Annotated in this window: 12 protein-coding genes; 2 read left to right on the top strand and 10 right to left on the bottom strand. The window is 69.8% G+C overall.

The annotated features are described in order from the left end of the window. Window positions 1-59: 59 nt before the first annotated feature. The gene (locus Q6349_RS04430; protein WP_304603026.1) at window positions 60-1,079 is read right to left on the bottom strand and encodes an aldo/keto reductase; all 1,020 of its coding nucleotides are present in this window, start codon (window positions 1,077-1,079) and stop codon (window positions 60-62) included. A 118-nt stretch (window positions 1,080-1,197) separates the two neighbouring features. Here Q6349_RS04430 and Q6349_RS04425 point away from each other — a divergent pair, with 118 nt between their 5' ends. Further along, a complete protein-coding gene (locus Q6349_RS04425; protein WP_304603025.1) occupies window positions 1,198-1,785 on the top strand; it encodes a TetR/AcrR family transcriptional regulator in 588 nt (195 codons plus the stop codon). On the opposite strand, the gene Q6349_RS04420 is transcribed toward Q6349_RS04425, so the two are convergent. From Q6349_RS04420 to Q6349_RS04380, 9 genes are all read right to left on the bottom strand, one after another. Further along, on the bottom strand, window positions 1,782-2,012 hold the full coding sequence (locus Q6349_RS04420) for a hypothetical protein (protein WP_304603024.1): 231 nt from the start codon (window positions 2,010-2,012) through the stop codon (window positions 1,782-1,784). The two genes, Q6349_RS04425 and Q6349_RS04420, sit on opposite strands and share 4 nt — an antisense overlap. A gap of 118 nt (window positions 2,013-2,130) precedes the next feature. Then, complete coding sequence (locus Q6349_RS04415) at window positions 2,131-3,315, bottom strand: AI-2E family transporter (protein ID WP_304603023.1); 1,185 nt, start codon at window positions 3,313-3,315, stop codon at window positions 2,131-2,133. Window positions 3,316-3,435: 120 nt separating this feature from the next. Beyond that, window positions 3,436-4,374, bottom strand: a complete 939-nt coding sequence (locus tag Q6349_RS04410) for a carbohydrate kinase (protein ID WP_304603022.1) — start codon at window positions 4,372-4,374, stop codon at window positions 3,436-3,438. Further along, a complete protein-coding gene (locus tag Q6349_RS04405; protein WP_304603021.1) occupies window positions 4,371-5,549 on the bottom strand; it encodes a fructotransferase in 1,179 nt (392 codons plus the stop codon). Before Q6349_RS04405 ends, Q6349_RS04410 begins: the two co-directional genes overlap by 4 nt. Window positions 5,550-5,570: 21 nt before the next feature. Further along, window positions 5,571-5,774, bottom strand: a complete 204-nt coding sequence (locus Q6349_RS04400) for a twin-arginine translocation signal domain-containing protein (protein WP_304603020.1) — start codon at window positions 5,772-5,774, stop codon at window positions 5,571-5,573. Between the two features lie 90 nt (window positions 5,775-5,864). Further along, on the bottom strand, window positions 5,865-6,809 hold the full coding sequence (locus tag Q6349_RS04395; protein WP_304603019.1) for a carbohydrate ABC transporter permease: 945 nt from the start codon (window positions 6,807-6,809) through the stop codon (window positions 5,865-5,867). Window positions 6,810-6,826: 17 nt separating this feature from the next. Next, entirely contained in the window at window positions 6,827-7,696 is an 870-nt protein-coding gene (locus Q6349_RS04390) for a carbohydrate ABC transporter permease (protein ID WP_304603018.1), read from the bottom strand. 80 nt (window positions 7,697-7,776) lie between these two features. Next, window positions 7,777-9,078 carry an ABC transporter substrate-binding protein gene (locus Q6349_RS04385; RefSeq protein WP_304603017.1) on the bottom strand — a complete coding sequence of 434 codons (1,302 nt, stop codon included), beginning with the start codon at window positions 9,076-9,078 and terminating at the stop codon, window positions 7,777-7,779. Window positions 9,079-9,175: 97 nt separating this feature from the next. After that, window positions 9,176-10,201: a LacI family DNA-binding transcriptional regulator gene (locus tag Q6349_RS04380; RefSeq protein ID WP_304603016.1), complete on the bottom strand. Its 1,026-nt coding sequence runs from the start codon at window positions 10,199-10,201 to the stop codon at window positions 9,176-9,178. 171 nt (window positions 10,202-10,372) lie between these two features. On the opposite strand from Q6349_RS04380, the gene Q6349_RS04375 reads away from it, so the two are divergent. Further along, complete coding sequence (locus tag Q6349_RS04375) at window positions 10,373-11,725, top strand: glycoside hydrolase family 172 protein (protein WP_304603015.1); 1,353 nt, start codon at window positions 10,373-10,375, stop codon at window positions 11,723-11,725.

The raw sequence follows: 11,725 nt of genomic DNA, 5'->3' as shown, positions 1-11,725 counted from the left end.
GGGGCGCCCGACTCCTCGGGCGCCCCGGGTCACCTGGTTCGAGGACGGGGCGGTTCAGCTCACCGACGGCGCAGCGCCGCGTCCTGCAACGCCGGCGGGGCGTCGTTCTTCTCGTGCGCAGCCAGGTCGGTGCCGGGCGGGACGATCGCGTCGATCGCGTCGAGCATCTCGGCCGTCAGCACCGTCTCGGCGGCCGCGAGCTGCGAGGCGAGGTGGTCGGGCGTGCGCGGCCCGATCAGGGCGCTGGTGACGCCGGGATGGGCGGTCACGAACCCCAGCGCGAGCTGGACGAGGCTCAGGCCGGCCTCCTCGGCGACGGCCGCGAGCTGCTCGACAGCGTCCATCCGCGCCTGGTTCGCGCGGTCGGCGAGGTCGAACCGCTGCGGCATGAACGCCGCGCGGTGGGTGGTGACCTCCTGGTCGCGGCGCACGGCTCCGGAGAGCCATCCCGACGCCAGCGGACTCCACACCATCACTCCGAGCCCGTACTGCTGCGCCACGGGCAGCACGTCCCGCTCGACGCCGCGCTGCAGGAGCGAGTAGCTGGGCTGCTCCGTGACGAACCGACCGAGCTTCGCCTCGGCGGCCGCCCACTGGGCCTGGACCATCCGGTAGGCCGGGTAGGTCGAGGTGCCGAAGTGGCGGATCTTCCCGGCCCGCTGCAGATCCGACAGCGCCGCGAGAGTCTCCTCGTCGCTCGTGGCCGGGTCCCACCGGTGGATCTGGAACAGGTCGACATGGTCGACCCCCAGCCTGCGCAGACTCGCGTCCAGCGCCGTGGTGAGCCAGCGCCGCGACGCACCCCTCTGGCCAGGTCCGTCGCCCATCGGGAGCCCGGCCTTGGTGGCGAGCACGACGTCGTCGCGGCGGCCGACGAGGGCCTTGCCGAGCAGCTCCTCCGACTCCCCTGCGCTGTAGACGTCGGCGGTGTCGACGAGGTTGATCCCGGCATCCAGCGCGGTGCCGACGAGGGTGTCGACCTCGGCCTGCGTCGTGCCGCCGATCTTCCCGAAGTTCATCGTGCCCAGCGCCAGGCTGCTCACCTGGATGCCGGTGTGCCCGAGCGTGCGGTACTGCATGAGCGTTCTCCTGTCATGAGGATGGTGCGGTGCAGCGAGGGTCTGGCATCATTGAAGCGGAACGCTGCTCCGTTAAATATACGGAGCGATGTTCCGTTTAGCAAGGAGGAGTCCTGTCATGCCCCCCACCCAGTCCGACCGCAGCGAGCCCGTGGCTCCGACCCGGACGCGGCGCTCCGACGCCCGACGCAACGAGCAAGCCCTGCTCGAGGCCGCGGCGCGGGTGTTCGCGGAGTCAGGGATCGACGCCCCGGTGCGGCTCATCGCCGCCGAGGCAGGGGTCGGGATGGGCACCATCTACCGGCACTTCCCCTCCCGTGCCGAGCTCGTCGCCGCCGTCTACCGCCACCAGGTCGACGCGTGCGTCGACCTCGGCGAGACGCTGCTCCAGGACGACTCGTCACGCTTCGCCGCACTCAGCGAGTGGATCGACGCCTTCGTGGACTTCCTGGCGACCAAGCACGGCCTCGCCTCCGTCCGCACCAGCGACGAGTCGGGCAGCGGTCTGCACGACTACTTCCTCGACCGCCTCGTGCCGATCTGCGACCGTCTCCTCGCCGCAGCGCGCGAGGACGGAGAGGTCGCCGTCGACGTCAGCGGCTACGAGCTCATGCGCGGCATCGGCAACCTCTGCCTCTTCGCCGGTGACGACGGCCGCTACGACGCCCGCAAGCTCACCCACCTGCTCCTGGCAGGAATGCGTTAACGGACGCCCGGAGCCGCGACGATCCGGAGGCGCCATCCCAGGACTGCAGCCGCGACCGCCAGGCACAGCCAACCCAGACCGCTGACCAGAGCGCTGTGCGCGGCAACCAGCCGCTCCACCGCGAGCGCACCGCCGTCCGCCGCACCGCCGTACATCGTCGAGACGTACCAGCGGTTGCCCCACCGGAAGCCGTCCGCGATCGCCAGCAGAGCCGCGACAAGAGCCATGAACCGGGCCGTTCTCCGCAGGTGATGCACGAGGTGAAGGTAGCGGGTCCGGCGCCGGGCGGAGGCGCCTGGTCACCGATGTGGGTGGGGCGGCACGGCGCTGGCACCACCGGCGCCGTCAGACGGTCTCGACCCGCTTCTGCCGGGCGAACTTCGCGGGCAGGTCGGGCCCGTCCCACACCTGGATCGCCCGCCAGATCGACGCGGCGATCGGCACGGCGAGCACCGCGCCGGTGATGCCGACGAGCACCGTCCCGGCCGTCAGCGCGAAGAGGATGACGAGCGGGTGCAGCCTGAGCGTGCGGCCCATGACGATCGGCTGCAGGAAGTTGCCCTCGAGCTGGTTCACGCCGACGACGATCGCGACGACGATCAGCGCCTCGACCGGGCCGACGGCGACCAGCGCGACCAGCGCGGCGAGGATGCCCGCCAGGGTCGCACCGACGAGGGGGATGAAGGCGAGCAGGAAGACCAGGACCGACAGCGGGAGCGCCAGGGGGACGCCCACGATCGCGAGGCCGATGCCGATGCCGATCGCGTCGACGGCCGCCACGATCGCCGTCCCGCGGACGTAGTTGCCCAGGGTCTGGATGGTCGCCGTGCCGACGCGCCGTCCCCGCTGGTACGCCTCGCCGTCGAACGGCCGCAGCAGGAACTCCCACATCGCCGGGCCGTCCTTGAGGAAGAAGAACAGGACCACGACCATGATGAAGAAGCCCGCGACGAAGTCCGCGGTCTGCGACACCCCCTGGAGCGCACCGGACCCCACCGCGCTGGACTGGAGGAAGTTCACCGCGGAGTCCCGCACCGAGCTGATCTGCTCGGAGGAGATCTGGAACGGCAGGTCCTGGACGTAGGTCTGCAAGGAGTCGAAGCCGTCGAGCGCCTGTTGCTGAAGCTCGTCCCACTGGTCGACGACGGCCCGCACGACGAGCCACAGGACGGCACCGAGGATGGCGAGCAGCGCGATCAGCGCGAGCCACGTCGCGAGGATCGACCGCACCCCGCGGCGGCGCAGCCAGGACACCAGCGGTGAGATCGCCGCGGCGAGGACCAGCGCGATGAGCACCGGGATGACCACCAGGGTCAGCCGGGTGCTCGCGAACACCAGCACGCCGACGAGGGCGATCACCGCGAGCGCCTGCACCGAGCGCGTCGCGACCTTGCCCATGCCGTCGGACCACAGCTTCGACGCACCCAGCGGCTCGGTGACGACCGGCCGGGAGGCCTCGACGTCGGGCACCTCCGGCGGACGGCGGCCGGCCGGGCGGGCACGTCGGGCACGTCGGCCGAAGAGACCCATCGACTTCCTTCCCTCGCTGAACCGGTGGACCCGGACGTGTCGACCGTAGTGCGACCGCCCCGTGACGCGGTGGCGGCGCGCGGGGCGCAGCCCCAGGGACCCGATGGTCGCGCTCCGCCCCTAGGCAGCGAGCTCGTGCCGCCACGGGGGGTTGGCCCCGGCGCGCGCGACGGTCACGGCCGCGACCTCGCCGGCGAACTCCACGATCGGTGCCAGGGTCTCCACCGACACCCCACGCAGCGCTGTACGCGCGTCCGCTCCGAGGGGCACCAGGTCGAGCAGTCCGTGGATCAGCGCACCCATGAACGAGTCGCCGGCACCGATGGTGTCCACCACGTCGACGCTGCGTCCCGGCACCTCTCGGCAGGACTCCCCCGTCAGGAGCACCGAACCCTCGGCCCCCCGTGTGACGACGACGGCCCCGGGCCCGGCGGTCGCCCACCGCCGCAGGACCGTCATCGCGCCCTCGCCGGGATAGAGCCACGCGAGGTCCTCGTCCGAGACCTTGACGACGTCCGCCAGGCCGACGAACTGTTCCACCCGGCCTCGCACCGCCTCGCGGTCGGGGCAGATCGTCGGGCGCACGTTCGGGTCGTACGTGACGAGCGCGGTCTCGCGCGACCGGTGGAGGAGCCGCAACACGTCATCGGCCCCGGGCTCCAGGAGCGTCGCGATGCTGCCGACGTGAACCAGCGGCGCCGTCCCGACGCCGGAGAGGTCCGGTGACCAGGTCAGCGCGAAGTCGTACGTGGCTCCCCCGTCGGCGCCCAGGCGAGACGTCGCGACCGACGTCGGGCCCCCGTGCTCGCACCCGGGAGCCAGTACCACTCCCGACGCCGACAACCACTGCTGCACACTGCGGCCCCTGTCGTCCCGACCGAGCTGGGTCGCGAGCCGCGGTCGACGGCCGAGCCGACCGAGCGTGACCGCCACGTTCGCCGGACTCCCTCCGGGATGCTCCCGGACAGAACCGTCGGCGGCGACGACCTCATCGATCAACGCCTCGCCGACGACCAGGGCGTCGTGGTCCGGAGCGGGGTGCCTGAGCGGGGCTCTCACGGCGTCGCCACGAACGACGTGCTCGAGCTCAGATCCTGCAGCTGTCCCGCGGTTCCCGACCACAGGACCTTAGACGAGGTCGCGCTCGCGTCCACGACGTGTCGCACGGCCATGGTCGCGGCGAGCTGGTTGCTGGAGAGGAAGTTCCTCGCGCCGCTCTTGACGAGGACGACGGTCGGAGTGGCCCCTGCAGGGACGACGGCCCCGCTGCCGACGTCGAACGAGAACATGTTGGCCGTCACCGCGTTGTCGTCACCGTTGAGGTGCAGCATCCCGTAGAGGTCGTCGTTGCGCGCCGGGCCACCGTCCCCGTGGATCCGCCGGAAGTGGTTGCCGGAGATGAGGTGCTCATGGCAGGGGGTCTCCTGCACGATCATCCCGGAGAAGTTGCTCACGAGCTTGTTGCCCGTGATCACGGCTCGGTGGACGCTCTTGCACTGGATGCGAGCCCCCCACAGCAGACTGTTGCCGTTGATCAGGCAGTTCTCGGCGTTCTCGACGAAGATCGAGTTACCGCCCCAGGGCGTGACGATGTAGTTGTTCGTGATCTTTCCGGCGATCGAGCCGTTGATCATCCTGACCCCGTGGCCGCACTCGCCGATGAAGTTGTTCGTGATGCTGTAGGCGTCGGCGTTGCGGACGGTGAGGGCTTCCTCGAGGTAGACGAAGCCCATGCCCTCGACGCGGATCGCGTCGTTGTCGTACTCGAACCTGATGCCGGTCTTGCCGTTGCCGTTCGTGCCGACATAGGGCTTGGCGCTGTTCATGCCGTCGAGGCAGAAGTCCTGGAAGACGACCGAGTTGAGCCGACCGTTCGTCCCCGGGTCACCCACCCGGTCCACGAGGAAGCCCACCTGACCGTCGTTGGCGATCTGGACGTGGCTCGACCCCGGGAGCGTCTCGACCCACGCCGAGTGATTGACGTCGTCCCGGATCGCCTCCGACAGGAAGCCGTGGCCGGAGCCCTTGATCGTCAGGAACCCGACGTCGACGACCACCGTCGTCCGCAACACGTAGTGACCCGGGGGGATGTAGACGACGGCGCCGGGACGGGTGGCTTGACCGGTCTGCCGTGCGTGGATGTCGGCGATGATCTCGTTGATCACCTGCCCGATGTCGTCCTGCGGCGAGACGCTCGCGGCAAAGGTGGTCACGTCGTACACGGTGGAGGCCACGGGAGTTGCTCCTTCGGGTGGTCAGATCAGGCCGGTGATGGCGTCGTAGGGCGGGAGCTCAGGAGCCTCCGCCGCCGAGGCGGCGTGCATCTCTACCGGTCCGCCGTCGAGCACGGTGAGCGGGACAGCGGCCGCGGCGGCGACGCCGAGCGCGACGAGCACCTGGCGTCGTGAGACGAGGTCGTGACGTGCGGAGGGGGCGGCCGCGTCGTTGCGGTCATCCATGGGTTCTGCCTCTCTTCTCGGGCTGGATCTGGTGCGACGACGCAGCGAGCGCGATCGGACCGACGGCCCTGGCGGGCTACGTACGGGCCGTCACCCCTTGACCGCGCCCGCCGTCAGACCGGCGATCACGTGTCGCTGCAGCACGGCGTAGATGGCGAGCTGGGGAAGCAGCACCAGCGTCGCCGCGGCCATCATCCCGCCGTAGTTCACGGAGTACTGGCCCTGGAACTTGGACACGGCCAGCGACACCGTCGCCAGGTCCGGGTCGTTGATGAGGACCGACACGAAGGGGAACTCGTTGAACACGTACACGACGTTGAAGATCACGACGGTCGCGAGGATCGGGCGCATGACCGGGAGGACGACGGACCAGCAGATCCGGAACAGACCGGCGCCGTCGATGATGGCGGCCTCCTCGAGCTCCCCCGGCATACCGCGCAGGAACCCGGTCAGCAGCAGGGTGTTGAAGGGGATGGACACCACGGCGTACGGGAGGATCACCGCGGCGTAGGTCCCGAAGATGCCCAGCGCCAGGTCGAGACGGTAGACCGGGAAGAGCAGCACGTAGACGGGCACCGCGAGCCCCGCCAGGAAGTACAGCAGCAGCGCGGACTGCACGCCGCGTCGCCGGAAGACCATCCGGGTCAGCGCGAAGGACGCCATGAACGAGACGGTCGTGCCGATCGTCACCGCGACCGCGGCGATGATGATCGTGTTCTTGTACATCTGCACGAGCGGCAGCGTGGCGATCGCGTCCCGGTAGTTCTCGAGGGTCAGGGTCTGCACCGAGAACGGGTCCGAGAGGATCTGGTCGCTCTGCTGGAAGGACAGCAGGACGATCCAGAGGATGGGCAGCACGACGAGGAAGGTGACCAGGTACGCGATGCCGGCGACGATGATCCGCGTGCGTACCCGTCGGCGGCGCTCGGCGGCGGGCGACCGGGTGGGCCGGTGCTGCTCGCGTCCGCGCCGGCGCTCGGTGGCCGGCACGGGCGGCGGCGCGGTCTCGCGACCGGCGACGGTGGCAGAGGTCATGGGTGCGCTCCGGGAGTTCATGCGGACCGGCCGCGGCGTGCGAGGGCCAGGTAGACGAGCGATGTCAGCGCGCCGAGCACGAGCACGACGACGGCGATCGCCATGCCGGCCCCGTAGCGCTGGCTGGTGAACGTGACGAAGTACATGTAGCTGACCAGGGTCTCGGAGCGGTGGACGGGACCGCCGCCGGTCAGCATGTAGACGAGCTCGAAGATCTTGAAGACGTTCGTGACGAGCAGGATCGACACGATGCCGATGGTCTCGCGCATCATCGGGACGGTGACGTGGAGCAGCTGCTGCCACCGGGTCGCCCCGTCGAGCGAGCTCGCCTCCATCACGTCGTCGGGCAGCTGCTGCAGGCCGGCGTAGAAGATCGTCATGGCGAAGCCGATGCTCGCCCAGCTGAAGACGAGGGCGATGGAGTACGGGGTGAGCGAGTCGCCGCCGATCCACTGGATCTCGGGGATGCCGAGCGGCACGAGCAGCCGGTTGAGCAGTCCGACCCGCGGGTCGAGGATGAACACCCAGACGAGACCGACGAGGATCGGCGCCACGATGGCCGGTCCGAACAGGAGTGCCCGGAGCGCTCCTGCGGCCCGGATCCTCTGCTGCATCAGCAGCGCCAGGGCGAAGGAGGCCGGCACCAGGAAGGCCACGCTGACCACGAGGATGATGACGGTGTTCTTCAGGGAGAGCCAGAAGAACGGGTCGTCGCCCAGCGCGGCGTAGTTGTCGAGCCCGACGAGCCGGGGAGCGCTGAAGCCCTGCGCGTCGGTGAGGCTGTAGCCGACGCCGTACAGCACCGGATAGGCGAAGAACAGGGTGAACAGGACCACCGCGGGCAGCACCATCACCGCGATCCTCCACCGCGAGCTGAGCCAGATCATGACGGTCGTTCCTTGTCTCGACGATGCTGCGGGTTCGGTCAGGGACGCGGGTGCGCCGCTCGGCGGCGCACCCGCGTGCCTCACTCGGCGTCGAGCGCTCGCTGCACGAGCGCGGCGGCTTCCTCGGGGGTGAGCTGGTCCTGGATGACGCCGTAGATCGAGTCGTAGATGGCGTTCGACACGGCGACCGGGAACACGAGGTCCGGCTGGGTCCCGGGCGTCGACACGCCCTCCTCCCGAGCGGCGTCGAGCGCCGACTTCAGGACCGACTGCTCCTCCTCGTCGAGCTCCGGCTCGTAGGTCGTGACGGGCGGCTGACCGTTGTCGACCATGAGCTGCTGCGCCTCGTCGCTGTAGTAGAAGCCGAGGAACCGCTCGACGGCGTCAAGCTTGGCCTCGTCCTCACCGACCTTCTTCGCGACGACGAGGGGGGCGGAGGCCACGTTCATGATGATGTTCTGCTCACCGACGCCGTCGGCGAACGTCGGGCCCTTCCAGAAGGTGGTGTGCGGCGCGACCTCGGAGTCCTGGATCGCCCCCGCGGCCCAGACACCCGCGTCGAGGAAAGCCGCCTCGCCCTGGAGGAACTGGTCCACCGCCTGCTGGTAGGTCTGGGTGGACACGTTGCTGGAGAACGCCCCGGCGTCGCGCAGCTCGGCGATGTGCTCGTACATCCGCACGAAGTCGGGGTTCTCCCACGACTCCGATCCGTCGAGCAGGCCGTCCATCCTCTCCTCGAACCCGAAGCGGTCCAGCCACACGAGGAACTGCCAGACGCTGAACGCCGACTGGCTCGCGCCGTTCGAGATCGTCACGACGTCCTCGTCGGCCAGCGTCTCGGCGACCTGGAGCAGCTCGTCGAACGTGGTCGGCGTCGACATGCCGTGGTCGGAGAGGACCTGCGTGTTGGTCCACAGACCGGTCAACAGGCCCTGGTACGGCACGCCGAAGACCGTGCCGTCCGACGTGAAGTACTCGACGGTGGTCGCGGGCAGGCTGTCGATGACGCCCTGCTCCTCCAGGATCGGCTGCAGGTCCAGCAACCGGTCGCCGGCGAGCATCTCCTCGGCGTTCGACTTGTAGACCCAGAAGACGTCGGGGAGCGTGTCGCTCTGCGCGGCGATGGACAGCGACTGCAGGTGCTCGGCGACCGGCTGGCCGCTGACTTCGACGTCGACGTCCGGGTTGGCGCTCTCGAAGGCCTCCACGATCGCCCAGGTGGCGGGGTCGGCGGTCTTCACGTCGGGGTTCTGCATGGAGAGCGTGATGGTCGTGGGGCCGCCCTGCTCGGCGTCACTCGCCTGGGAGCAGGCGGCGAGCGGCAGGAGCACGGCGAGTGTCACCGCGGCGGCGACGGGGCGGCGGAAAGGGTAGCCAGGCATGTCTCGTCCTTCGTTGGGTGAGGCCCGGGGGCGGATACGGCTAAGCGAAACGTTTGCGCGAATCGTTTGCGAGGTTACGCGCGCCGCTCGACGGCTGTCAAGAGATGGGTGGCGGGTCAACTTCCGGGACACGGTAGTCCTCGGTCGACTCCCGCAGCTCGAGGCGTTGGTTGAGCCGGAGCGTGCGCGGGCTCGCCTCCGGGGACGCGATCCGGTCCATCAGCAACGAGACCGCGGCCTCGCCCATCTCGAACGCCGGCTGCCGCACCGTCGTGATCGTGGGTCGGAACAGGTCCGAGTGGCTGAACCCGTCGAACGCGGCGAACGCGATCTGCTCGGGCGTCGCGATCCCCGCGTCGCGCAGACATTCGAGACCGACGACCGCCAGCGGCGTGCTGCAGGCGATGACACAGGTCGCGCCGCCGGAGCGGAGGGCGGCCGCCACGTGGGCGCGGACCGACGCGGTGTCGACGGCGTCGACGATCGTCTGCTCGCCGAGCTCGGAGTCGGGGGTGGCGTCGCGGAAGCCCTGCCGGCGCTCGGCGAGCGTGGGGACCCGCTGGTCGCCGGCCACCAGCAGGAAGCGTCGGTGGCCCGCTCCGCGCAGGTGCGTCACGAGGCGGCGCATGGTCTCGCGGTTGTCCGCCCCCACCTGGTCGTGCGGCGAACCGTCGAAAACACGGTCGAGCAGGACGACGGGCCGGGCGTCGTCGGCGTCGAGCCGGGTGCCGACGGCGCGCCCCGAGCCCGCGCAGTGGGCCAGGATCAGCCCGTCCACGCGGCGCGCCAGGAGCGTGCTCACCGCGCGTTCCTCGCGTTCCGGGTCCTCGGCCGAGTTGGCGAGCACCAGGGTCAGCCCGCGTGCCGCCGCGGCGTGCTCCACCCCGTGGACCATCTCCGCGAAGGCAGGCTCGCCGGCGTCGGAGACGACCAGCCCGATGCTGTCCGTCCGTGACCGGCGCATGGCGCGAGCCACGGCGTCCTGGCGGTAGCCGGTCTTCTCGATCGCGGCCGCCACCCGCTTGCGGGTCGCCGGTCGGACCGGCCGCGTCCCGTTGAGCACGTGCGAGACGGTCGACGTGGACACCCCGGCCATGCGGGCGACTTCGACGATGGTCGCCATCGACCACTCCAATCAAACATTTTCCTGGTCGGCCCCACCGGTCGCGGAGCCTGTACCTACAGGCTTTTCAGTCCTTGCGCGCAGGATACGCGTCGTCTACGCTGCGAATCCAGGCACGCAAACGTTTCGATGCGTTCTTCCTGGCCACAGAGTCGTCGCGAAAGGACAGTCATGACCCCCACCCCCGCCCCCGGTGGGCTCCTCGGAGACCTCACCCGAGCCCGACCGGGACGCAGCGCCCGGGCGTCCAGCTTCGACCAGACGGGTCGCAACCGCGACAACTGGATCGTGATGCCCGGGGAGGAGCGCGTCCTCGCCGACCTCGAGGGGCCCGGGTTCATCACCCACATCTGGATGACCCAGTCCTGCCGCGTCCAGCCGGGTCCCGGTCAGATCGCTCCCGACGTCGTCGGCGTCCCGATGCTCGAGATCCACAACGCCCTCGGGGTCAGCTGGGAGGTCGTCGACCCGGATTACTACCGGAAGATCCTGCTGAAGATCTACTGGGACGACCAGGAGACGCCGAGCGTCATCGCGCCGCTCGGCGACTTCTTCGGTCTGATGAACTCGCTCTCGGGCAGCTACGACTCCCTGCCGCTGTCGGTGTCGGCCAAGGAGCCCGAGCTGCACAGCTTCGGCGGCAGCGCGGCGTTCAACAGCTACTTCCGGATGCCCTTCGGCAAGCGCGCCCGCGTCGTCGTCGAGAATCAGAACGACATCCCGTACCTGCAGTACTTCTACATCGACTACGAGCTCTCGCCGGAACCGCTGCCGGCCGACACGGTCTACTTCCACGCCCACTGGCGCCGCGCCCTGCCCAACCGCGGGTGGGGTCCGGACCTGCAGACCAACAGCATCGAGACGACGGTGGCCAACCTCGACGGTGCGGACAACTATGTCGCGCTGGAGACCGAGGGCCGCGGGCACTACGTGGGCTGCAACCTCGCCGTCCGCCACTTCCAGGGATCCTGGTGGGGCGAGGGCGACGACATGATCTTCATCGACGACGACACGTGGCCGCCGAGCCTGCACGGCACCGGCATGGAGGACTACTTCGGTCACGCCTGGGGCATGCAGCGCAACGCCTACCTGTTCAACGGGACGATCGTCCACGAGGAGGACGTGCCCGGATTCCACCACAGCTACCGGTTCCACCTCGTCGACCCGATCCGCTTCGAGAAGCGGATCAAGGTGACGTTCGAGCACGGTCACGGCAACCACCTGTCCGACGACTGGTCCTCGACGGCGTACTGGTACCAGACGCTCCCCTCGCCCGTCCTCACCGTGCCCGAGGTGGAGGAGCGGCTGCCGCTGCGACCCGTCGACCGGGTCATCGAGGCGCCGCTGCCGCCCCTGACCGACGAGCAGGAGGCCGCCCGCCGGGCCGCGTCCGACCGGATGGAGCGGTTCGTCGCCGAACGTGACGCGCTGCGCGCGGAGCGCCGTCGTGAGGTCGACGACTGGGAACGCGGGAACCTCGACCAGGCGCGCGCCGTCCGCCGCGCCTACGACGGGGGGCGATGA

The organism is Isoptericola sp. 178 (genome assembly GCF_030586525.1).
In the GTDB taxonomy this organism is placed as follows: domain Bacteria; phylum Actinomycetota; class Actinomycetes; order Actinomycetales; family Cellulomonadaceae; genus Isoptericola; species Isoptericola sediminis.
This window is presented reverse-complemented; position numbering and strand designations above follow the sequence as displayed.

Coding starts and splice junctions, on each gene's coding strand:
- Q6349_RS04430 (WP_304603026.1), bottom strand. CDS start 1,079: ATGCAGTACCGCACGCTCGGGCACACCGGCATCCAGGTGAGCAGCCTG.
- Q6349_RS04425 (WP_304603025.1), top strand. CDS start 1,198: ATGCCCCCCACCCAGTCCGACCGCAGCGAGCCCGTGGCTCCGACCCGG.
- Q6349_RS04420 (WP_304603024.1), bottom strand. CDS start 2,012: ATGGCTCTTGTCGCGGCTCTGCTGGCGATCGCGGACGGCTTCCGGTGG.
- Q6349_RS04415 (WP_304603023.1), bottom strand. CDS start 3,315: ATGGGTCTCTTCGGCCGACGTGCCCGACGTGCCCGCCCGGCCGGCCGC.
- Q6349_RS04400 (WP_304603020.1), bottom strand. CDS start 5,774: ATGGATGACCGCAACGACGCGGCCGCCCCCTCCGCACGTCACGACCTC.
- Q6349_RS04395 (WP_304603019.1), bottom strand. CDS start 6,809: ATGACCTCTGCCACCGTCGCCGGTCGCGAGACCGCGCCGCCGCCCGTG.
- Q6349_RS04390 (WP_304603018.1), bottom strand. CDS start 7,696: ATGATCTGGCTCAGCTCGCGGTGGAGGATCGCGGTGATGGTGCTGCCC.
- Q6349_RS04385 (WP_304603017.1), bottom strand. CDS start 9,078: ATGCCTGGCTACCCTTTCCGCCGCCCCGTCGCCGCCGCGGTGACACTC.
- Q6349_RS04380 (WP_304603016.1), bottom strand. CDS start 10,201: ATGGCGACCATCGTCGAAGTCGCCCGCATGGCCGGGGTGTCCACGTCG.
- Q6349_RS04375 (WP_304603015.1), top strand. CDS start 10,373: ATGACCCCCACCCCCGCCCCCGGTGGGCTCCTCGGAGACCTCACCCGA.